At 29.5% G+C, this 24,492-nt stretch carries 20 protein-coding genes; all 20 read left to right on the forward strand.

What is annotated here, in order from left to right; translation table 11 throughout:
* The first annotated feature begins 170 nt into the window (after window positions 1-170).
* The 20 genes from trpE to BM384_RS05570 all read left to right on the forward strand — a co-directional run bounded on the left by trpE (window position 171) and on the right by BM384_RS05570 (window position 24,332).
* Window positions 171-1,565, forward strand: a complete 1,395-nt coding sequence (gene trpE / locus BM384_RS05480) for an anthranilate synthase component I (RefSeq protein ID WP_090011870.1) — start codon at window positions 171-173, stop codon at window positions 1,563-1,565.
* The gene (locus BM384_RS05485; RefSeq protein WP_090011872.1) at window positions 1,562-2,140 is read left to right on the forward strand and encodes an anthranilate synthase component II; all 579 of its coding nucleotides are present in this window, start codon (window positions 1,562-1,564) and stop codon (window positions 2,138-2,140) included. The genes trpE and BM384_RS05485 overlap by 4 nt, the downstream gene beginning before the upstream one ends.
* Window positions 2,127-3,131 carry an anthranilate phosphoribosyltransferase gene (gene trpD, locus BM384_RS05490; protein ID WP_090011873.1) on the forward strand — a complete coding sequence of 335 codons (1,005 nt, stop codon included), beginning with the start codon at window positions 2,127-2,129 and terminating at the stop codon, window positions 3,129-3,131. The genes BM384_RS05485 and trpD overlap by 14 nt, the downstream gene beginning before the upstream one ends.
* Window positions 3,132-3,144: 13 nt before the next feature.
* A complete protein-coding gene (gene trpC / locus BM384_RS05495) occupies window positions 3,145-3,924 on the forward strand; it encodes an indole-3-glycerol phosphate synthase TrpC (protein ID WP_090011875.1) in 780 nt (259 codons plus the stop codon).
* A 4-nt stretch (window positions 3,925-3,928) separates the two neighbouring features.
* A complete protein-coding gene (locus BM384_RS05500) occupies window positions 3,929-4,552 on the forward strand; it encodes a phosphoribosylanthranilate isomerase (protein ID WP_175537295.1) in 624 nt (207 codons plus the stop codon).
* Window positions 4,542-5,723: a tryptophan synthase subunit beta gene (gene trpB / locus BM384_RS05505; RefSeq protein ID WP_090011879.1), complete on the forward strand. Its 1,182-nt coding sequence runs from the start codon at window positions 4,542-4,544 to the stop codon at window positions 5,721-5,723. Before BM384_RS05500 ends, trpB begins: the two co-directional genes overlap by 11 nt.
* Window positions 5,716-6,489 (forward strand): tryptophan synthase subunit alpha, encoded by a 774-nt coding sequence (trpA, locus tag BM384_RS05510; RefSeq protein WP_090011882.1) that lies wholly within the window; start codon window positions 5,716-5,718, stop codon window positions 6,487-6,489. The genes trpB and trpA overlap by 8 nt, the downstream gene beginning before the upstream one ends.
* Window positions 6,490-6,872: 383 nt before the next feature.
* Window positions 6,873-10,466, forward strand: a complete 3,594-nt coding sequence (locus tag BM384_RS05515) for a pectate lyase family protein (protein WP_090011884.1) — start codon at window positions 6,873-6,875, stop codon at window positions 10,464-10,466.
* A 25-nt stretch (window positions 10,467-10,491) separates the two neighbouring features.
* A complete protein-coding gene (locus BM384_RS05520) occupies window positions 10,492-10,950 on the forward strand; it encodes a cellulose binding domain-containing protein (RefSeq protein WP_090011886.1) in 459 nt (152 codons plus the stop codon).
* A 683-nt stretch (window positions 10,951-11,633) separates the two neighbouring features.
* Entirely contained in the window at window positions 11,634-13,352 is a 1,719-nt protein-coding gene (locus tag BM384_RS05525; RefSeq protein ID WP_090011888.1) for a pectate lyase family protein, read from the forward strand.
* A 262-nt stretch (window positions 13,353-13,614) separates the two neighbouring features.
* Window positions 13,615-15,117 (forward strand): sodium-dependent transporter, encoded by a 1,503-nt coding sequence (locus tag BM384_RS05530; protein ID WP_090011890.1) that lies wholly within the window; start codon window positions 13,615-13,617, stop codon window positions 15,115-15,117.
* Complete coding sequence (locus BM384_RS17275; protein ID WP_139232050.1) at window positions 15,118-15,219, forward strand: MetS family NSS transporter small subunit; 102 nt, start codon at window positions 15,118-15,120, stop codon at window positions 15,217-15,219.
* A gap of 202 nt (window positions 15,220-15,421) precedes the next feature.
* The gene (locus BM384_RS05535) at window positions 15,422-15,619 is read left to right on the forward strand and encodes a hypothetical protein (protein WP_090011892.1); all 198 of its coding nucleotides are present in this window, start codon (window positions 15,422-15,424) and stop codon (window positions 15,617-15,619) included.
* A gap of 41 nt (window positions 15,620-15,660) precedes the next feature.
* Window positions 15,661-17,613: an ABC transporter ATP-binding protein/permease gene (locus BM384_RS05540; RefSeq protein WP_090011894.1), complete on the forward strand. Its 1,953-nt coding sequence runs from the start codon at window positions 15,661-15,663 to the stop codon at window positions 17,611-17,613.
* Window positions 17,614-17,684: 71 nt separating this feature from the next.
* Window positions 17,685-18,665, forward strand: coding sequence for a phosphotransferase enzyme family protein (locus tag BM384_RS05545; RefSeq protein ID WP_090011896.1), 981 nt, complete (start codon window positions 17,685-17,687; stop codon window positions 18,663-18,665).
* A 45-nt stretch (window positions 18,666-18,710) separates the two neighbouring features.
* Complete coding sequence (locus BM384_RS05550) at window positions 18,711-19,523, forward strand: MBL fold metallo-hydrolase (protein ID WP_090011898.1); 813 nt, start codon at window positions 18,711-18,713, stop codon at window positions 19,521-19,523.
* A gap of 232 nt (window positions 19,524-19,755) precedes the next feature.
* Window positions 19,756-20,865: an acyltransferase family protein gene (locus tag BM384_RS05555; RefSeq protein WP_175537296.1), complete on the forward strand. Its 1,110-nt coding sequence runs from the start codon at window positions 19,756-19,758 to the stop codon at window positions 20,863-20,865.
* A gap of 451 nt (window positions 20,866-21,316) precedes the next feature.
* Complete coding sequence (locus tag BM384_RS05560) at window positions 21,317-22,990, forward strand: methyl-accepting chemotaxis protein (protein ID WP_207650699.1); 1,674 nt, start codon at window positions 21,317-21,319, stop codon at window positions 22,988-22,990.
* Between the two features lie 167 nt (window positions 22,991-23,157).
* The gene (locus BM384_RS05565; RefSeq protein WP_090011905.1) at window positions 23,158-23,997 is read left to right on the forward strand and encodes a hypothetical protein; all 840 of its coding nucleotides are present in this window, start codon (window positions 23,158-23,160) and stop codon (window positions 23,995-23,997) included.
* 125 nt (window positions 23,998-24,122) lie between these two features.
* Window positions 24,123-24,332 (forward strand): transposase-like zinc-binding domain-containing protein, encoded by a 210-nt coding sequence (locus tag BM384_RS05570; RefSeq protein WP_090011907.1) that lies wholly within the window; start codon window positions 24,123-24,125, stop codon window positions 24,330-24,332.
* Window positions 24,333-24,492: the final 160 nt, after the last annotated feature.

Genomic DNA, 24,492 nt, shown 5'->3' on the forward strand with positions numbered 1-24,492 from the left:
AAAAAATAATTGTAGGCCGCAAAAGAACCTAAAAGCAAAATAAATAAATTGTATTTTAATATGAAGTTATTTTACTTTTAGAACCTTTTGCATGGTAAAACAAAGTTGCTTCCTGCGCTGAAAAGCGTGGCGTCAGCCACTTTGTTCTATAAAAAAGGGGGCGTTTATTAATGATAGGAATGACTAAGGAAAAGTTTGAAGAAAATAAGAAAAATAAAAGAGCATTTTCTTTTATTAGTGAATTTAGGGGCGATGTTGTAACACCAATTAGTTTATTTAATGGACTTAATGGAAGGAGAAAATTTATTTTTGAAGGTGGAAGTAGAGAAGGCCACTTTGGTAGATATTCATTTCTTGGGGAAAATCCTTATAAAGAAGTAATTGGTGAAACTTTAAAGGAAATTGAAGAAATTAAAAATGAAGCATTAATAGATTTTGATTATAGTACAAATCCCTTTACATTTAAGGGTGGAGCCATTGGATATATGGGATATGATTCAATTGCTTTATATGAGAAAAAACTTAAATTTACAAATGAAGATGATTTAAATGTCCCTATGATTAGATTTAACTTTTATAAGAGATATTTATGTTATGACCATTTAACTAATCAGGTTTATGTAGTAGATACAATTTTCAATAATGATGAAAGAGGTTTTGAAGAAATTAGAAATTCTCAGGCTGATTATTTAGAGAAAATTTTAAATTCTTATATAGCTGTTCAAAAGGGAAGAGCACCAAAAAAGGATATAAGTTTAAGATGTTCTACAAGCAGGGAAGATCATAAAAAGAGAGTTGAAAAAGTTAAGGAGTATATAGTTAAAGGAGATATATTCCAAGCAGTAGTATCAAGAAGAATGTATTGTGATACAGATAAAGAGCCTCTTGAAATTTATAGAAGTTTAAGAGAAAGCAATCCATCACCTTATATGTTCTTAATAGATTATGATGAATACCAAGTTATAGGTTCATCACCAGAAAGCCTTGTTTCAGTAAGAGGAGGATTAGTTGCCACTAATCCAATTGCAGGAAGTAGAAAAAGAGGAAAAGATGATGAAGAAGATGCAATGCTTATGAAGGATCTTTTAGCTGATGAAAAGGAAAAGGCAGAACATGTAATGCTTGTTGACCTTGGAAGAAATGATATAGGTAAGATAAGTGAAATAGGAACTGTTGAAGTTAAAGACTTTATGAAAATTGAAAAGTTCTCCCATGTAATGCACATTACAACTAAGGTAGAAGGAAAGCTTAGGGAAGATAAAACATGTTTTGATGCCTTAGCTTCATGCCTTCCAGCTGGAACTTTATCAGGAGCACCCAAAATAAGAGCAATGGAAATAATTGAAGAGCTTGAAAATAGAAGTCGTGGAATTTATGGAGGATCTGTTGGGTACTTTGCTTTTGGTGGAGATATGGATATGTGTATTGCCATAAGAACTTTAGTATTAAAAAAAGGTATTGCTTATCTTCAAGCAGGAGGCGGTCTTGTATATGATTCAGATCCAGAAAATGAATGCTTGGAAATAGAAAATAAACTTGGAGCATTAAGGGAGGCATTAAGATGATAGTTTTAATAGATAATTATGATTCATTCACTTTTAACTTATATCAATATGTAAGTGAGTTTGCAGAAGTTAAGGTAGTTAGAAATGATGAAATTACAATAGATGAAATAAGAAACTTAAAACCAGAAGGAATAATTATTTCACCAGGCCCAGGAAGACCTGAAGATGCTGGTATATCAGTAGAAGTAATTAAAACTTTATCTGGAGAAATACCTATTTTGGGTATATGCCTTGGACATCAATCAATAGGATTAGCCTTTGGAGGAAAGGTTATTAGAGCAAAGGAAATATTTCATGGAAAAAGTTCAAAAATAACTGTTAAGGGTAATGATATTTTTGAAGGGGTAAGTAGAAAAACAGAAGTTATGAGATATCATTCTTTAGTTATAGATAGAGAAACTTTGCCAGATTGCTTAGAGGTTATTGGAGAAACAGCTGATGGTGTAATAATGGCAGTTAAAGCAAAGGACAAACCAGTATATGGTCTTCAGTTTCATCCAGAATCAGTATTTACACCAAAGGGAAAGAGAATGCTTAAGAATTTTGTGGAGGGGATTTGCTATGAAAATAGATAATGCTATAAAGAAAATTATTGATGGTATAGATTTAACAGAGGAAGAATCAAGAGAAGTTATTAATGAAATTATGAGGGGAGAAGCTAACAATACACAAATTGGAGGTTTCTTAATAGGATTAAGAGTTAAGGGTGAAACGCCAACAGAGGTTTTAGGAGCAGCTAAGGCTTTAAGAGATAATATGGAAACTTGCGATGTTGAAGATAGAGAAAACTTAATTGATACCTGTGGAACTGGTGGAGATGGAGGAAAAACTTTCAATATTTCAACTACAGTAGCTATAATTGCAGCATCTGGTGGAGCTAAAGTAGCTAAACATGGTAATAGAGCAGTATCAAGTAAAAGTGGAAGTGCTGATGTGTTAAGTGAACTTGGAATTAAGATTGACTTTGATAAGGAAACAAGTAAAAAGAGAATTGAAGATATGGGAATGTCTTTCCTTTTTGCACAACAGTATCATAAGGCTATGAAAAATGTAGGACCAGCTAGAAGAGAACTTGGAACAAGAACTCTATTTAATTTACTTGGACCTCTTGCAAATCCAGCACCAATAACTGGTCAGCTTCTTGAAATTTATGATGAAAAACTTGTAAGAACAGCTGGAGAAGTTTTAAATGGATTAGGTTTAGATAGAGCTATGGTAGTTCATGGTGATGATGGACTAGATGAAATAACAACAACTACAACAACTACAGTATGTGAAGTTAATAATGGAGAAATAAAGGAATATAAATTAGATCCTGAAGATTATGGATTCGCTAAGATTGATATAAAAGAAATAGAAGGTGGAACTCCTAAGGAAAATGCAGAGATAATAAGAAATATCTTAAAGGGAGAAAAGGGACCTAAGAGAGATATAGTAGTTTTAAACTCAGCAGCAGCTTTATATGTTTCTAAAATAGTTGATTCATTTAAAGATGGTATAGCTTTAGCAGAAGAGCTTATTGATTCAGGAAAAGCTTATAAAAAGCTTCAAGAAATATCAGCATAGATGAGGTGAAGCTATGATACTAGATGATATTTGCGCTAAGAAAAGAAAAAGAGTAGAAGAAAGAAAAGAGATAATTACTTTAGAAGAGATTTATAAAAAGGCATGTTTAACAGAGAATTTTGAAAACAAATTTAAAGATGTTTTAGCTAAAGACGGCCTTTCTATTATAGGGGAGTATAAAAAAGCTTCCCCTTCTAAAGGCATTATAGTAGAAGATTTTGATTTAGAAAAAATAATTAATTACTATAAGGAGCTTAAAGTTGATGCTTATTCAGTATTAACAGAAGAGGATTTTTTCAAGGGGAAAGATGAGTATTTAAAGAAAATAAAGACTTTAAGTGAAAGACCTATATTAAGAAAGGACTTTGTAGTTGATTTTTATCAAATTTATGAAGCTAAAACTTTAGGAGCTAGCGGTATATTACTTATTGCAGCAGTACTGGGAAAAGACCTTGAAAAGTATTATGAGGAGTGTAGAAAGTTTAATTTAATGCCTCTTGTAGAAGTTCATAATGAAGAGGAATTAGAATTTGCTCTTAATACTGACGCTGAAATTATAGGAATAAATAATAGGGATTTAAAGACCTTTAAAACAACACTAGATGTAACTAAGAATTTAATAGATAAGGTGCCAAAGGAAAAAGTTATTATTTCAGAAAGTGGCATGCATTCAATAGAGGATTTAAAACTTGTAAGAGATTATGGAGCAGATGGAGTTTTAGTTGGAGAAATGTTTATGAGAAATATAGATAATCCTAACTTTAAAAAAGATTTTAATGAATTTAGAGGATAGTATTATGGAAGTAAAAATATGTGGTATAACTCATAAAGATGAAATTAGTGCTTTAAATTCTTTAAAACCTGATTACATAGGTTTTGTATTTGCAGAAAGTAAAAGAAAGGTTAGTAAATACGAAGCTAAAGCTTTATATGAATTAGTATATAAAGATATAAAGGTAGTTGGAGTCTTTAGGAATAACTCAAGAGAATTTATTGAAGATATATTAAAGGATATTCCATTAGATGTTGTGCAGCTTCATGGAGAAGAAGATATAGAGTTTATAGAGTATTTTAATAAAAACTATCCTTCTAAAGTGTGGAAAGGTGAGTCTATTAATAGTAAAGAGGATTTAGAAAAAGCTCTAACTCTTCCAGTATCAACTTTAATTTTAGATAGTAAAAACCCAGGAAGCGGAAAAGTATTTCCCTGGGAATACTTAGAAAATATTAAGGGCAAGCAAAAGATATTTCTTGCAGGAGGAATAAATACAGAAAATATACATGAGGCTATAAAGATAGATAATATTCATGGCATTGATGTGTCTTCTGGAGTTGAATGTATAAGTAAAGGAATTAGAAGAAAAGATCCAGTGAAAATAAAGAAAATAATTGAAGAAGTGAGGGGAAAACATGAAAGGTAAGTTTAATGATTTTGGTGGACAATATGTACCAGAAACTTTAATGAATGCGTTAATAGAATTAGAAGATGCTTTTTATAAAGCAATAGATGATAAGGAATTTATAGATGAATATAAATACTATTTAAAAGATTTTGTAGGAAGAGAAAGTCCTTTATATTTTGCTGATAATATGACAGAAGATTTAGGTGGAGCCAAGGTTTATTTAAAGAGAGAAGACTGTAACCATACAGGAGCTCATAAGATAAATAATACTATTGGACAAATTCTTTTAGCTAAAAGAATGGGTAAAACAAAGGTAATAGCAGAAACAGGTGCAGGACAACATGGTGTTGCAACTGCTACAGTTGCTGCTAAGTTTAAAATGGAATGCAAGATTTTCATGGGTGAAGAAGATATAAGAAGACAAGCTTTAAATGTTAAGAAGATGGAGCTTTTAGGAGCAGAAGTTGTAAGTGTTACATCAGGAAATAAAACTTTAAAAGATGCTGTTAATGAAGCAATAAGATATTGGGTTTCAAATGTAGAAGATACTTATTACATCATGGGAACTGTAGCAGGACCTCACCCTTATCCAATAATGGTTAGAGATTTTCAAAAGGTTATTGGAGAAGAGGCTAAGAATCAAATTATTGAGAAGGAAGGAAGACTTCCAGATGTTTTAATAGCACCAGTTGGAGGTGGAAGTAATTCAATGGGATTATTCTATCCCTTTATTGATGATAAAAATGTAAGGCTTATAGGGGTAGAAGGTGCAGGAGAAGGTATTGAAACTGGTAACCATGCAGCAGCCTTTGCTGAGAAAGAAAAGGGAGTTTTACATGGAATGATGAGTTATGTGTTAAAGGATGATGATGGACAGATAAAGGAAGCATATTCAATTTCAGCAGGTCTTGATTATCCATCAGTAGGGCCAGAACATGCATATCTTTCAGAAATAGGAAGAGCAGAATATGAAAGTGTAACAGATAAAGAAGCTGTAGATGCCTTTCTTTATTTAACTAAGATGGAAGGTATAGTTCCAGCTCTTGAAAGTTCACATGCAGTAGCATTTGCAAGAAAAATAGTACCAACTCTTCCTAAGGATAGCGTTGTAATAGTTAATATCTCAGGAAGAGGAGATAAGGACATGGATTCAATATTAAAGTTTATGGAGGCCAATGGTTATGAATAGAATAGATACTATATTTGAAAATTTAAAGAAGGAAGATAAAAAAGCGCTTATACCATTTATATCTTGTGGTACACCTAACTTAGAGGAAACTATAGATAATGTATTTGAATTAGAAAAGTCAGGAGCAGATATTATTGAAGTAGGGGTTCCTTTTAGTGATCCTTTAGCAGATGGTGAAGTAATTCAAAATGCTTATGTTAAAGCTTTAAAAAATGGAACAAAGGTTAAAGATGTATTTACTTTAGGAAAAAAGGTACGTGAGAAAAGTGAAGTTGGACTTATTATAATGGTTTATTATAATTTAGTATATTCAAGAGGAGTAGATACCTTCCTTAAAGAAGCTTCTGAAGCTGGATATGATGGTATTATAGTTCCTGATATTCCTTTAGAAGAAAGAGAAGAATTACAGGATAAATGTGAAAAAGAAGGATTATATTTAATACCTCTTGTAGCTCCTACATCTAAAGAAAGAATATGGAAAATAGTAGAAGGTACAAAGGGATTTGTATACTGTGTATCATCTACAGGTACAACAGGGGAAAGAAGTTCTTTTAGAGCTGATTTAAAGGAATATTTAGACTTGGTTAAGGAAAAATCAGGAATTCCAATATGTTTAGGCTTTGGTATTTCTTCTAAAGAAGTAGTTGCACAGGTTAAAGAATACTGTGATGGTGTAATTGTTGGAAGTGCAGTTGTAAGAAGACTTGATGAAAATAGAGAAAAGGCTTTTGAATTTGTGAAAGATCTTAAAGAAGAATGCGAATAGAAATTTAAAATTTAGGAATTAAGGGCTCCCTCAATAGGTTTTTGAGGGGGCTTTTTTTCTAAATCTAGTATTTTAAATAATTAATTAGTTTTATTTCACGACATAAATTAAGGTGTTTAGGAATATAAAAAAGCTCTTTAAATAATTAATTTGTAAAAAAAGCACTATAAAAAGTGGATGTATACTAGTGATTCTGCAAAATATTCATAATATAATTTGTTTTTATATTAAAATCAATAGTTAATTAAGTAAAAAAATAAGGATTTGAAGAAGGAAAGCATTAAGAAATAAGTATTGCTAAAGTTGACAATGTTTACATAATTTGAAATAATCACAATAAGGTATACTAGTATATAAAAAATATGTAAGGAGAATGAAAAGATATGGGTAGAAACAAAAAAATTTCTGAAAAAACTATAGCTGCTGCTTTAATAGCATCTATGGTTGTAATTCCAGGTATAAATACAACAGCAGTATCTTATTTAAGTAATGCTGCTTCTACAAGTACAGTAACTGCAGGAAAGGTAGCTACTTCAAGCAAGGTATTTGTAGTTGAAAGTAAGGGAGATCTAGAAACTGCTTATGCTGAGTGGCAAGGGGTTTCTAATGCAACAGGTTATAATGTTTACTACAAGGCTTCAGGAGAAGAGGATAATAAATATAAACAAATAGATAATGAATTAATAAGACAATATAGTTCATATTTTAGAGCTGATGTAATAGGATTAAAAGAAGGAAATTACACTCTAAAGATAGTTCCAATAATAAATGGAAGTGAAGATAAAGAAAAGGCAGCTGTAACTGATAGCTTAAGTGTTAAAGCTAATAATAGAGAAGGTTTTGCTTTCTCTAAAGAATCACCTAATGGTACAGCTTCAGGTGGATATAATGATGATGGTACAGTACCTTCAAATGCAGAAATAATTTATGTAACTAAGGATACTGCAAATACTGTAACTAATGATGTTGTAACTAATTCAAAAGGAACTAAAACAACATGCGTAGGTCTTACTAATATACTAGCAGCACGTCAAAAAGGATATGATAAAACTCCATTAATTATTCGTATGGTTGGTGAAGTTAAAGCTTCTGATATTTCTGGATTAAACAGCAGTGGATATATTCAATTAAAGGGATGCTATAATGTAACATTTGAAGGTGTTGGAGAAGATGCAACAGCTAATGGATGGGGATTCTTAATAAGAGATGTAAATAATCTTGAACTTAGAAATATTGGTGTTATGTTATTCCCTGATGATGGTATTTCATTAGATACAAACAATACTAATGTATGGGTTCATAATAATGATATATTCTATGGAACAGCTGGAAGTGATAAAGACCAAGCAAAAGGTGATGGATCTACAGATGTAAAGGGAAAATCAGATTATGTTACAGTTTCATATAACCATTACTATGATTCAGGAAAATGTTCACTTTGTGGTATGGGAGATTCAGAAGAATTCCATGTGACATATCATCATAACTGGTTTGATCACTCAGATTCAAGACATCCAAGAATAAGAGTTGGTACAGTTCATATATACAACAACTACTTTGATGGAAATGCTAAGTATGGTGTAGGAGTTACTAAGGGAAGTTCAGCTTTTGTTGAAGGAAATTACTTTAGAAACTGTAAAAATCCAATGTTAATTTCAAGACAAGGTACTGATGTATTTTATGATACAAAGGGAACATTCTCAGGTGAAGCAGGTGGTATGATTAAGGCATACAATAACCACATTGAAGGAGCTAAGAGACTTGTATATGCAAATGATGATGCAACTCAATTTGATGCATATTTAGCTTCTACTAGAGATGAAAAAGTACCTTCTTCTTATAAGACTGTATCTGGTGGTACTAATTATAATAACTTTGATACTGCAGCTAGTATGTATAGTTATAATGTAGATTCTCCAGAAGAAGCAAAGGAAAAAGTTATGTCTTATGCAGGAAGAGTTAATGGTGGAGACTTCTCATGGCAGTTTACAGAAGCTGATGATGAATCTTACAGTTTAAATGCAGATTTAATGGCTAAAATTAAAGCTTATAAATCTGATGTAGTAAGTATTGGAGGAAATTCAATAAAAGAAATAGCATCAGTGCCAGAAGAAAAGGAAGATCCAGTAAAACCAGAAGAACCAACTAAAAGTGAAGAAACAAATACAGCTTCAGCAGTTCATAACTTTACAACTGATGGGCTTAAAAGTTCATTCTTTAATATAAAAGGTTCACTTTCAACAAGTAAAGGAAGTACAACTTATAATGGTTTATCATTAACTCAATGTTTAAAAGTAGAATCATCTACAAGTATTACATTTACTACAACAAAAGAAGCAGAATTAACATTAGTATTTAATGATGGATTTAATAAAAATATTATGATTGATGGAAGTAAAGTTACTGCATCAAATGGTATATTAACTACAAAATTAGCAGCAGGTGAACATTCAATAGCTAAGGTTGATTCAGGTAATATCTTTTATATGGCAGTATCATATGGAGATAAAGAGGTGACTCCTACAGAACCAACAAAGCCAGAAAATCCAACAAAGCCAGAAAAACCAGAAACTCCTGCTGAAAATGTTAATATTGGAAAAATTGAAGCTACAGGAATGACAACAGGACTTATGAATGCTGATGATAGTGCTTTTGAAGGTGTAGTTTATGCAGCGCCTAATGGAAATGCATCTAATGATGGAACATATGCAAAACCTTTAGATTTAGAAAGTGCGCTTCAAAATGTTGCAGAAAGAAAAGCCTCTTCAATACTTTTAGAAGAAGGAACTTACTCTTTTGATCATGTATTAACTATAAATAACAGTGGTACTAAAGATGCTTATAACGTATTAAAGGGATGTAAGGGAGCTAAAGTTGTTTTAGATTTCTCTTCGGAAGCTTATAATACAAAGGATACTTCACTTAATGCAAGAGGTATTCAAATGAATGCAAACTATTGGTATATAGCTAATATTACAATTAAGGGAGCTGCTGATAATGGTATGATGTTATCAGGAAGCCATAATGTAATTGAAAGATGTATATTTGATGGAAATAGAGATACTGGTCTTCAAATTAGTAGAAGAAGTTCATCAGTTACTAACTATAATGAATGGCCAAGCTATAATAAAATATTAAACTGCACTTCAAAGAATAACTGTGACCCTGCAACTTATGAAAATGCAGATGGATTTGCTTCTAAGCTTACTTGTGGAGATGGAAATGTATTTGATGGATGTATTTCATATAACAATAGTGATGATGGATGGGATTTATTTGCTAAGTCAGCAACTGGTCCAATTGGTATAGTAACTATTAGAAACTGTATTGCAATGAGAAATGGTATGACTGAAGATGGAACTACTAAGTCAAGCTGTGATGGAAATGGATTTAAACTTGGGGGTTCAGGAGTTGGTACTCCACATGTTGTAGAAAACTGTATTGCAATAGAAAATTTACACCATGGATTTACTGATAATAATAATCCAGAAGCAATAAAGGTTGTTAACTGTACTGCATTTGATAACAATAAAGGCGGTGGAAAGAACAACTTTAGTTTATATAGATGTAAGGGTGCTTTTGCTTCAAACTGTATATCATATACAACTAATGGAACTTCAGATAAGTATGTAAATTTAACAGGAGATCATTTAATATTAAATAACAGTAAGAAGTGGTATAAGGTAACAGATGCACAAGCTATGGATACTGGATCTTCAGTAACTAGAGGTGAAGCAATTTCTACAGGGGTAGAGGCTTCAGACTTTGTTAGTACTAATATAGCAAAGGTTGGAACAGACTTTGATAAGCTATGGAGAAATGAAGATGGAACTATTAATACAAATGGAGCTGCTATAGTATCATCTTCAAGTAAGTATGCTACATTTTCAAGTGATGAAGGTATTATTGGTGCAAGATTCTCTGCAAATAATAAAGTAAATACTCTAGCTGTTAACGTAAAAAAAAGTAGTAGATAAAGAAGAGGAAAAAGAAACTGAAAAAGTGTCTGAAGTGGTAGAAAAGCCAGATTCAGATATTAAGAATGATGTGAGTTTAAAGACTATAGATGCAAAGGCTTATAATGTTTCTTATGGTGAAAATATTAAAACTAATATAGATATAACTACAGATTCTACAGATAGGTATGATTTATCTAAGTTAAAGGTACGTTACTATTTTAATGGAGATAAAGCAGAATCTTTTAAATCCTTTATTTATGGAGGAATAAATTATACAGTAGCTCCATGGTATGCTCCTGTTAATGCATCAGTAAGTTTTAATAAAGAAGATAATGCTAAAGATTATGCTGAAATTTCTTTTGAAGATGGTGTATTAAATAATAAAGCTACAATGAAAATAGATTTAACTATAGCTAAAAATGATTGGACAAGATTTGAAGGAAATAATGATGTTTCTAAGGTTCTTGTTTATTATGAAGATAAAGTAATTAGTGTTAATTAAAAATAATATATAAGAAAGCTCAAGGTAATTAAAGTTGCCTTGAGCTTTTTCTAGTGTTTCCTAAAGGTTTAAAAGTGCGCTAATAGGAGAAAGTATGAGGGGAAGTAGTTAAGCTTATAGCTTAGGATAAATTTAGGTGGTGCTAGATGCTTTTCAGGCCATATAAGAAATTTAAATACTGATTAATATAGAGAGGCTAATGGTAGTTTATATTTCTATTGTAAGCTAAATTATATAATCATTCTAAAGGGAAAGCATAGTTTTAAGAGTTTTAATGTTTCAAGAATAATAGTGCTTTAAGTAAATATGATCTAATTAGTTATGGTTATTTAAATGTTTATAAATAGGGAGAATTCTTATAAAAATACAAATTTTAAAGGGCAATGGCCGATGTTTAGAATAGCTAGTTTTACTTATGACTGTATTTAGTAATTCACCCAAGGATAAAATCTGGGCTGATACTTAAAGGCTAATATACAACAAAAAGTTTATAGTTATTGAATTATAGAAAAAAATTAAGAATTAAAGGGATAAATGGCGCAAAAAGGAGTAAAATTCAAAAAAATTAAATAAATCTCATAATTTTAAGAATATTTTAAACTTTGACAAAACATGAAAAAAATGAGAATATAAATGTATACAAGATATGAATGTGTGAATATTAATTGAAAGAGGGCGTTTTTATGAACAATAATGGTAAAATAAACAATGGATTGAAAAGGATTTCAGTTATAGTTATGGCTGCTTCTTTAGCATCAACAATGGTGGTAGTACAAAATATAAATGCATCAGCCAAAACAAGTAGTGTACAAGCTGTAGCTACATCTACAAGTGTTGCTAAAGCTACTCAAAGCTCAGTTGTTATTTTAGAAACTAATGGAGATATGGAAAATGCAAACGTTGAATGGAGTGCAGTTTCAGGAGCAACAGGATACAATGTTTACGTTAAAGCAGCTAATGCATCTGATTCAACTTATACAAAATTAGATAATGAACTAATAAGAGAATATCCTTCTTATTTTAGAGCAGATGCAATGGGACTTAAAGCTGGTAACTATGTACTAAAAGTTGTTCCATTAATGAATGGAAAAGAAGATACTTCAAAGCAGGCTGTAACAAGCTCAATAAGTGTAGCAGCTAATGTAAGAGAAGGTTTTGCATTCTCTAAAGAGTCACCTAATGGTACGGCTTCAGGTGGATATAATGATGATGGTACAGTAAAGAGTAATGCAAAGATTTTATATGTATCTTCTGAAAACGTAAACAGCGTTAAGATGGATGTAATTACTAATGCAAAAGGAAAGATTACTACATGTACAGGATTAGTTGATATTTTAGCTAAACGTCAAAAAGGATATGATAAAACACCATTAATAATACGTATGGAAGGTGAAATTAAAGGTGCAGATATAAGTGGTTTAAATTCTAGTGGATATGTACAAATTAAAGGATGTTATAATTTAACATTTGAAGGTGTTGGTGAAGATGCAACAATTAATGGATGGGGACTTTTAATAAGAGATGCTCATAATGTTGAAGTTAGAAATTTAGGAGTTATGCTTTTCCCTGATGATGGTATTTCACTAGATTCAAATAACGAAAATATCTGGATTCATAACAATGATATTTTCTATGGAAAGCCAGGAAGTGATAAAGACCAAGTTAAAGGTGATGGCTCTACTGATGTAAAGGCTAAATCAGATTATGTAACAGTATCATATAATCATTACTATGATTCAGGAAAATGTTCACTTTGTGGTATGAGTGATACTGAAGATTTCCATGTAACATATCATCATAACTGGTTTGATCATTCAGATTCAAGACATCCAAGAATAAGAGTTGGTACAGTTCATATATACAACAACTACTTTGATGGAAATGCTAAGTATGGAGTTGGAGTTACAAAAGGAAGTTCAGCCTTTGTAGAATCAAACTTCTATAGAAATTGTAAATACCCAATGTTATCATCTATGCAAGGAACTGATATTTATGAAATAGCTAAAGGTACTTTCTCAGGTGAAGCAGGTGGTATGATTAAGGCATACAATAACCACATAGAAGGAGCTAAGAGACTTGTATATGCACAACAAGACAGCACTCAATTTGATGCATACCTAGCTTCATCAAGAAATGAAAAGGTATCATCTTCATATAAAACTATAAGTGGTGGTACAACTTATAATAACTTTGATACAGCAGCTACAATGTATAAGTATAATGCACAAAGCCCAGAAGATGCAAAAGAAAATGTAACAAAATATGCAGGAAGAGTTAATGGAGGAGACTTTAAGTGGCAATTCACTTCAGCAGATGACACTTCAGCAGAAATTAATACTGAATTAAAAGCTAAACTTCAAGCTTATTCATCTGATTTAGTTTCAATAGGTGGAAATAAATAAAAAATTATAAATTTATAAAAAGGTTCTGGTAGTTATTAATAACTACTAGGACCTTTTTATGATTTTATACTCAAAAATATAATTAATAAGGTTATAAAAAATAAGAAGAATTAAAGGATTGAAATGATAAAGTTTTAAGTGAAAGTCGTTATTTTTCAAAAGATATTAAAAAAATATATATATATTGATTAAAAAGCAAAAATGATTTAATATATATTATTATATTGATAAAATACATAAAAAGTAAAAGAAGGGGATAAATATGAAAGAAAATAGAGAGCAATGGGGAAGCAAGATGGGTTTTATTCTTGCAGCTGTTGGCTCAGCAGTAGGTTTAGGAAACATATGGAGATTTCCTTACTTAGTATATAGCAATGGGGGAGGAGCTTTCTTAGTTCCATATTTTATAGCTATTATTACAGCAGCTATACCTTTATTAATTCTTGAATACGGAGTAGGACATAAGTTTAGAGCTGCTACGCCTTTAGCTCTTGCAAGAGGAAATAAAAAATGGGAATGGGTTGGTTGGTGGCCAACAATAAATGCATTTTTAATTTTAGCATATTATGGGATGATATTAAGTTTAACAATAAAGTATTTTACTTTAAGCTTTAGTAAAGGATGGGGAGAAGATACAAATGCTTATTTTTATAATGACTTTTTAAATGTAACTTCATCGCCTTTTGAAATGGGACATATTATATGGTCCATATTAATAGGAATAGCTATATTATGGGCTGTTAACTGGTTTATATGTTATAGAGGTATTAAAAAAGGTATTGAAAAATTAAACAGAGTATTATTACCTTTATTAATATTTATAATGATAATAATTGTAATTAAAGGTGTATCTTTAGAAGGAGCAACTTTAGGTTTAAATAAGCTATTTACTCCTGATTGGAATAAGGTAAAAGATCTTGATGTTTGGATAGCAGCTTATGGACAAGTATTCTTTTCTTTAAGTGTAGGTATGGGAATAATGGTTACATATTCAAGTTATCTTCCAGATAATACAGATATAAATAACACTGCCTTTATGACTGCCTTTGCTAATTGTGGTTTTGAGTTTTTATGTGCAATTGGAGTTTTTTCTATATTAGGATTTATGGCAAATGCATCTAATGTACCAATAGATGAAGTTGTTTCAGGAGGAATAGGTTTAGCCTTTATAGTTTTCCCAAAGGTATTTTCAGTAATTCCAGGAATATGGGGAAGTATACTAGGAGTTTTATTCTTTACATGTTTACTTTTTGCAGGATTAACTTCTTCAGTATCATTAGTAGAAGCAGTATCTGCACCAATTATTGAGAAAACTGGATGGGAGAGAAAAAAGGTTGTTTCATTAATATGTGGAGCAGGATTTTTAGTAAGTACTATTTATTCTAGTGGAGCTGGTATATACATATTAGATATTGTTGATAATTTCATCAATAATTATGGAATTGTTGTAATAGGCCTTCTAGAATCAGTATTTATAGGATGGGTTGTAGGACCTAGAACTATTCGTGAACACACAAATTCAGTATCTTACTTCAGTATAGGAAAGTGGTGGGAATTTGTAATAAAATTTGTTACACCAACTATTCTTTCAGTAATGCTAGTAAGTAGTTTAATTAATGAGTTTAAAGAAGCTTATGGTGGATATACTCGTATGGAGACAGTGGCTTATGGATGGTCTATAGTAGCTTTTGCTATTATTTTGGCTTTAATAATAAGCAGGAAACCTTGGAAAAATGACAACTTAATTGAAGGTGGTGAAGTATAAATGACAATGTCAGCAATTGGATTTTTAACATTTGGGGCTGTAGTATTATATGGAGGACTTATAACTACTATATTTGTTAATATAAAGAGTAGTAAGAATTAAAAAATAATATAGATTTTTAGTACAAAGCAAAAATAGGATTCAAGTATTTGAATCCTATTTTTATTATGTATATTTCTAAAGTATCTAATTGTTATCTGGATAAATATAGTAATTAGATACTTTAGAAAGGGTAAAAGGTATATAAAAATTAATTTAATAATATACATATTATAAAATAATTCAAGCTCGGAGGTATGTATTTATGAAAAATAAAGAGATGATAAAGGTTAAAGAAATTAATTTTGATGATGAGATTAAGCTTAAGGATATTGATAAGGGAGAAGATTCAATAAGTTTTATTAAGAAAAATAAAAGTGTAATTTTATTTTCAGCAGCAGCTATTTTAATTTTAATAATGGCAATACTAATTATTAGTAACATTGCTGGGTATACTGAATAGGGAAGGAAAAGTGGGAATATACAGAGGAGGAAGTTTGAAAATTGAGTTTTTTACAATTAAGGAAGGTAAATAAGTATTATAAAATAAATGAAGATGATTACTGCCATGTTTTAAAAGATGTTAGTCTGGATTTTGAAAAAGGTGAGATGATATCTATAGTAGGGGAATCTGGCAGTGGAAAGTCTACTATGATGAATATTATAGGAGGACTTGATTCGGACTTTAGTGGAAGGTTAAGTTTTAAAGGAAGAGATGTAAGTGAGTTTTCTAAAGAGGAATTAGATAGTTATAGAAAAAATAAAATAGGCTTCGTATTTCAAAGCTGCAATTTAATTTCTCATTTATCTATTTTAGATAATGTAACAATAGCTTTAAGGCTTTCTAACATAAATAGAGAAGAAAGAAGAAAACGTGCCATAAGTGCCCTTAAGGAAGTTGGGTTAATAGATCACTTAAATAAAAAGCCTAATGAATTATCAGGAGGTCAAAGACAGAGGGTAGCAATTGCAAGAGCTCTTATAAATAATCCAGAAATCATAGTGGCAGATGAACCAACAGGAGCTTTAGATCAAGAAACTACAGAACATGTTTTAGACATAATAAGAGGTATAGCTAAAAGGGGAAAACTTGTAATACTGGTAACTCATTCAGACTTAGTAGCTTCCTATTCTAATAGGATAATTAAATTAAAGGATGGTAAAATTATTGAAGATAGTAAAAATAGAGAAACTTTTATATTAAAGAATACAGAAAAGTGGAGTGAAGAAAACAAAGGTAATTTAAGCTTTATGTCTGCTATAAAAATTTCAGAAAAAAATATGAAAGAGAAGTTAAGCAGAAATATACTTATGCTTTTTGGTGTAAGTATCGGTATTATGAGTATTATACTTATGCTTGGTTTAGGTAATGGACTAAAATCTTATTTTAGTAGTATTATTTATCAATATATGAATCCACTTATTGTAGAAGTTAATATGAAAACAGATGATGATCCCACAAAAATGGTTATGTCTGTTATGGGAGCAGGAAAAAATTTTGAAGAGAATGATATAAAGCTTTTATCATCTTTAAAAAATGTTGTTGGAACAGAAAAGGGCTTCAGTATGGTTTCCATTGGGTCTGCATTTTTAAAATTTAATGATGATGAAAGTATGATATTAATGGTAAATAGTATGTCTAAAAGTATTACAGAGGAGAATATTATTGAAGGCAGAAGGCCTGAAAAAAATGAAATATTAATAAGTGAAAGAATATTAGATGACTTATCAGTAGAAACTTCAGAAATAATAGATGAAGATGTGTCAGTGGAATTGATTTTAGGAACATCTTTCATTGAATCTGATTTTAAGGTAAGTGGAATCTTTTCCTCTGATGCAGGAGCGCCTTCTGAAGAAACTACTATAATTTATGTAAATTATGATGATTTAAAGGAAATAGCAAAAGAATATAATTATGATTTAGAGCCAACTAAAATGTATTTAGAAGCAGATAGTGAGAGTAATGCTGTACATATAAAAAAATTAATTAAAGATTTAGGTTATGAAGGGTCACCTCAAGAGATAATGGGAGAAAAACTTCTTACAATGTTAAAGCTTATGACTTATGTATTAGCAGGAATTGCGGCAATATCCTTAGTTGTTTCAGCTATTATGATTATTGTGGTTTTAAGAATAAGTGTGTCTGAAAGGACAAAAGAAATAGGACTTTTAAGAGCTATAGGAGCTAGAAGTAAAGATATAAGGAGAATTTTCATTTCTGAATCTATACTTATAGGAGTTGGAAGTGGCATTTTGGGAATTTTAGTATCCTTTTTGTTATCATATATAATTAATCCTATAGTATATAGACATTTTTATATAGATGTTTTAGTAATAAAAGCATCTTATCTTCTTTTAGGCATTGCAGTAAGTATAGTTATATGTGCAGCAGCAGGATTAATACCAGCAGTAAAAGCAGCAAAGCTTGATCCTGTAGATTCTTTAAGAAGTGAATAGAAATATATTGAAATTTATAATTTAAGAAATCATAATATTACTTAGGTATAAAAAATTAAAGGAGAAATATTATGGTTGAGGTTTCTGATGAAATTTTAGATAAATTATGCAAGCCTTATGGGATTTCTAGGTCGCAGCTTAGTTTTTTGGGTGGTGGACGAAAGGACTCAGATGGAATAGTTTATACTTATAACACTAAGTATGGAGAGAGAGTTTTAAAGATTTTAGCTGTGCCTTTAAATAAAAAAGAAAATTACATAGCATTTAAAGAACGATTTGAATATGCAAAATTTTTAGTGCTTAAAGGAATAAATATAACTTACCCTATATTAAATAATAAAGGAAAACTATATGAGTTTTTTTGTGATAAAAAATATACATATATAGCCTATACAATGATGTTTGTAAAGGGAAAGTCACCTATTAAATTTGAAGATTTAACTGATGAACTAATTTATAATTGGGGTAAGATTATAGGGAAAGCTCATAATGCTTCAAAAAAGTTTAGAATATGGAAGAATATATCTAGCTTTCAGTATGAATTTGGGTTTATTGATGAAGTTGATAACTTTTATAATAAATGCAAAAATGAAATAGTTAAAGGAGAGCTTTTAGAAGTTCTAAAAAAGATGTCTTCAATGCCTATAAATAGAGATACTTATGGTTTTATTCATAATGATAATCATGAAAATAATATTTTAGTAAATGATAAGAAAATAACTTTAATTGATTTTGAATTTGCTTCCTGTCAATTTTTTATTAATGATATAGTTTCTATTATTCAAAGAGTTATGTTTAATGAATGCGGAGGCATTTATAAGCCAATAACTAATGAAAAATTTTCAACTAATTTTTTAGAGACTTTTATTAAAGGGTATAGAGAAGAAAATTATCTAGATGAAGTTTTTATAAAGGAAATAGATACCTTTATTAATTATAGAAGGCTTATTGTATATGTTTCTATGGAGAATTATTTAGATAATAACTTAGCAATAAAAAGAGGATTTTTAGAGAACATAAAAAATCCTCCTAAAATATTGCTTAATATTTAAGGTTAATTTGTTTTTATATTTAATAAAACTTAGGAGGAAATAATTATGAAATTAGAATTAATCATGCTAGGAACTGGACATGCTATGGTAACAAAATGTTATAATACATGTTTTGCTATAAGAAATGGAGATGAATATTTTTTAGTTGATGCAGGTGGTGGAAATGGAATAATGGTGCAATTAGAAAAAGCACAAATTCCTTATAATAATATTAGAAATATGTTTGTAACTCATGGACATACTGATCATGTACTAGGAGCTATCTGGGTTATTAGAAAAATAGCAGCATTAATGAATAGTGGAAAATATGAAGGAGACTTTAATATATATTGTCATGATGAAGTGAAGGAAATATTACAAGTATTCTGCAAAATGATGTTAACTAAAAAACTTTTAAAAACTATGGATGAAAGAATAAATATTATTGAAGTTAAGGATGATTACAAAAAAGAAATAGGTGGAATAAAATTCAACTTTTTTGATATAAGATCTACAAAAGCTAAACAGTTTGGCTTTGCGGCTATATTACCTAATGGCAGAAAAGTAGTTTGCCTTGGTGATGAGCCATTTAATGAAGAAAATAAAAAGTATATGGATAAATGTGATTTACTTTTATCTGAAGCTTATTGTTTATATAACGATAGAGAAGTTTTTAAGCCTTATGAAAAGCACCATAGTACAGCTTTAGATGCTGGTTTATTAGCAGAGAATTTAGGAGCTAAAGCTTTACTTTTGTATCATACTGAAGATTCTAATTTAGAAGAAAGAAAAAAACATTATAGAGAAGAGGCCGCAGTTAATTTCAAAGGTGAAATTTTTGTGCCTGAAGATTTAGAAACAGTGAATTTAGAATTTTAAAATTGATTATTTGATGTAAATGGACATCCCTTGAAGTTGAATAAGGGGTGTCCATTTTTGCTTGAGGAAATATTTATTGTATAAAATTATTTCACATAAAAAATGCGATAAAATGTTGCAATGCGTCATAAAAAGGTTTGGTTGAAAGATAAATTTTATAAAAAATATAAAAATATTTAAAAATGCCTTAAAAGAATGTTGACATAAATAGTAGTGGATGATACATTTAGAAATGTCTAGTAAAAAACTGGAAAATATTACAAAGGAAGAGGGGAATGATTTGGGTATTTTTGCAGAGGAAAAAGTAAATTCAGGCAGACAGAGAGAATTGGATATTGCTAAAGGGGTGGCAGTGATATTCATGGTACTTGTTCATGTGTATGAGGTGTATGGAGAAGATGTTAAAGGAACTATATTTTCCGAAATAATAGAATTTTTAGGAAGTCCTCCAGCAGCACCAGTGTTTATGTTTCTTCTTGGAGCAGGGCTAGTATATTCTAAAAAGAGTACAGCTAAAGTAACCTTCACTAGAGGATGTAAACTATTTGTATTATCATATGCATTAAATTTTGTAAGGGATTTTATACCATATATGATTATTGGAAAAATGGACAATGATCCAGCTTCAATAACAGAAGCATGGGATTCATTATTTGGTATTGAGATTTTGGCATTCGCAGCATTAGCATTTATGTTTTTTGCAATTGTAAAGAAATATAAAATTAAAGATAAGTACTTAATAATATTATGGGCTGTATTTTCTTCTTTAGGATTATTATTAAGTAGATTAACGGTAGAAAATGAAGTTTTTAATTCTATTTTTGGTCTTATATGTGGAACAGATGATTATTCATGGTTTCCATTTTTGAATTGGATTTTTTATCCTATAATTGGATACATATTTGCAAATAAGCTAATTAGATGTACTGATAAAGATAAATTATATAAGGAACTATTTATTGTAACTACACCTTTATCAATTGCACTATGGCTTTGTACTTATATTAAGAGAATTGATTTTGGTTTATTTGACTTATTTCAGACTAATTACTATCATCACGATATAATTGGAAATATTATTATGGGTGTGTTTGTATTACAATGGATAAGCTGTATTTACTTAATAACAAAGAATATGTCAGATGGTATTTATAAGTGTTTTGCTAGATGGAGTAAAAATTGTAATGGTATATATTGTGCTCACTGGGTTATACTTGGATACTCTATGCTTGTTTTAGAAGATGCATATGGACAAGTTATGCTATGTATAATGGCTTTGATAATATTTATCTTAAGTGATATTATATCTATATTTTTAGATAAAAAGAAAATTAGAATATAGAAATTTATAAATGGAGTGAAATGTATTTTTACTCTATTTTTAACATGTAGAAAATTTAATTTTTTTAATAGCGAGCACTGATTGCTATAGGCTTTTAGTTATGCAATTTCTTCAATACGTTAAAAAGAAAAAATATAGTGCCTGAGAAAGAACCTAAAAGCAAAAATTCAAAGGAAACTCGACTTACAAACGCTTACTGAATAAGTTCCAGTTGCCCAATATAAAATTTGGACTATCACTTATATGAAATTATTTTTTGTTATAATGTGCATGTGTTTTCGATATTTTTTGTGATGATGCGAGGAAATTTTTAAGATTTCAATAAAAAAGTAGCCTTCAATAAAATAATTTCGCAAAAAGTAAAATGGTATTAAAAGGAAAAGAAAAGTAACGATAATATTATGAGTTTATTGGAAGGGTGAAGTTTTGGTTGGAAAAGATTATTTCAAAAATGAGGATGAAAAGGGTAATAGAAATATTGTGTATTATAGCAGCATCATTTACTTTAATAACTGGTATTGTTGGTACATATATAGGGAAGGCAATGGCAGAGGATACTATGTATATTTGTTCATATAAAGGTTATAATGATCTTATACATGAAATAAATAGTAGTTTTCTTGAGATGAAGGTAATTAATTTAGAGGTTAAGGATGGATATAAAGAGGAATATACAGATAGAATAGAAGAGCTTAATAAAAAAGTTACTCAAAATATAGACAAATATAATGAAACTGATTATGAAGAAGAAGAAAATTACGTTAAAAACATAGAATCATCATATAAAAAATATTATGATCTTACTTTAATGAATGTAAATCAATATAAGAATGGGGAAGGAATAGTCGATAATATTATAGATGAAATGGATGAAAATGAAACAATATTATCTAATAACATTAATGCAATCTTAGACTATTTAGATTATTGGGCAAAACATGATTATGATGCATCAACAGATAAGGCTAAAGTAGCAACTATAGTATATGTTGTAATAATAGCTAGTTCACTAGCTATATTTATAAGTTTAGCTATAATTGTAATTAAGATATTTGATAGACAAGTAAGATATATTAACAAAACATTGAAGAGAGTATCTGAAGGTGAATTAAATATAGAGCTTGAATGTAAATACAATAATGAATTTGATGATATGAAGGCGTCTCTTAATAAGACATTACAGAACTTTAATAATATTATAAATGGACTTAAGAGTAACAGTAAAGATATAGATGGAAAGGTTGAAAATCTAAACTATATATCTTCAGAATTATCAGCAGCAGTTGATAATGTTCATTTAGCTGTTGAAAATATAACTAATGGAGTAGAAGAGCAGGCTGATGATTTACGTGACATTAATACTATTCTTAATGAATTTTCAACTAAGATTTCAGAATTTATAAATAATGTATCTTTCTTAGATAATAGTGCAGGTATAATTATAGAAAAAACTAATGATGGTACAGTAAAAATGGATGAATTATCAGAAGCTTTTACTCATGTTAATACATTAATAAAATCATTTACTAATAAAGTATTTGTACTTAGTAATACTGTAAGAGAAATAAGTTCAATTACTAATTTTATTAATGATATTGCAGAACAAACCAATCTTTTAGCCTTAAATGCTGCTATAGAATCAGCAAGAGTTGGCGATGCAGGAAAAGGCTTTGCAGTTGTAGCTGAGCAAATAAGAACATTAGCAGAACAAAGTAAAGAGTCTGTAAATGTTATAAGTAAACTTATAGATGATGTTTCTAGAGAAACAAATGAAATATCAAAAGATAGTAATATAGTTGATGGAAAAGTAAGTGAGTCTATGGTAATTATAGATGATGCTTTAAAATCATTTGGTGGAATTATAACTGAAATCAATGATATAGCATCTAAAATAGGAATATTAAATTCAACTACAGAAGAAATTGATAGAGATAAAGAGGTAATAGGTAAAAAGGTAGATAAATCATATAATATAGCAGAGCAAATAGTTGCTTCAACAGAAGAAGTTTTATCATCATTAACAGAAATCAATGGAAGTAGTAAAAGTGTTGAAAAAACATCTATAGATCTTAATGAAGTTACTAATATATTGGAAAAAGAAATACATATATTTAAAACAAAATAAGAAAAAATAGAAATAGAGCATGAAATCTTAATTCAAAGATTCTATGCTCTATTTTTTTGCTGTAGTATTTGTGTTTATACTTTTTGTGGTAAAAAATAAAAAAAGTATTATAATTGTAATAAAAATGACGATAATATAATTAAATACAATTTAAAAGGGGTGATAAAGTGTATAATTACAATAATTATATTCATAGCTGCAATGCAAATGCTAGATTAAGAGGAAGATACTTTAATGATGTTATTAGAAGTAAGATGGAGAAAGACTCATCTAAAGCTATGTTTTCAGATTATTTAGAAGTTAATCAAAAAGCTTTTAGTAAATATGATAGCTTAAGTAGAATAAAGAATAGTTTTTTAAAATCTTACGAAAATGCAACTATAATTTCTAAAACGTCTACAAACAATACAGAAGATACAAAAGATACAGGAAGTGCAAGTGATAGTAAGAAAACTAATAATAGTACTACTGAAAATAAAATTGAAGATAATAAATCAAATACTTTAAAGGTAGTTGATGGAAAAGAATTTGAAGTAGATTTAAACGGTAAAAGAGTTACTTTTGCCTGCCAAAATGGACAAGTTTATATGTCCAAAAGAAAAGAGGCATTAGATAGTTTTGATATGGCTGAAGTAGGAAGAATAGAACAGATTATTACAAGCCTTTCCCATGATGCAAGTGGTAACTTTGTTAAATCTAACTTTACAAATACACAAATTAAAAATGTATTAGAAAAAATTGGAATAAAACCAGGAGAATTTACTATTAATACTTCTGATGGAAGCAATAAATTTTATATGCTTGATAGTGGAAAAATTTATTCTAATTATGAAGTAGAAGCTACAAGAAATTTTTATAATGATACTGACTTTAAAAAATGTTTTGGGTATAGTGATAATGCTGTTTGTAAAATTAATAATAATGAATATAAAATAACTAGCGATGGAAGTTTTAATATTCCAAGTGGAGTAATTTGTGTACCTGAAAATATGATTATTAAGAAATAATTGTCTTTAAAAGCTACTTTTGCAGTTGTAAGTGTAAAGGTAGCTTTTATTTTAGGCTGTATTATGAATAAAAGTGATAAAATATGTCAATCATCTTAACAAAGATTTTTTAGGAGATGATATATTTGAATTCGTATAGTTACAATGAAGTATTAGAAATGATAAAACCTATGAATAATCCCGCAAAAAGAAAATTAATTGTTGATATAAGCACACTAATTGAATTATCCTCAATTAAAAAAGATTCAAAATTAATTTGCCCTCATTGTCATAATAAATACATAGTTAAAAATGGAAAGAACAAAAATGTTCAAAGATATCTTTGTAAATCCTGAAAAAAATCCTTTGTATCAAGTACTCATACCCCCATCTTTTCATCTAAAAAGGATATGAGTTTATGGATGAAATTTATAGAATGCCTTGTGAATCAAAACTCTATAGCTAAAACAGCAAGAATCTTAAAAATATCTGTAAGCACATCTTTTTCCTGGCGCC

It is taken from the genome of Clostridium sp. DSM 8431 (assembly GCF_900116755.1).
Taxonomy (GTDB): Bacteria; Bacillota; Clostridia; order Clostridiales; family Clostridiaceae; genus Clostridium.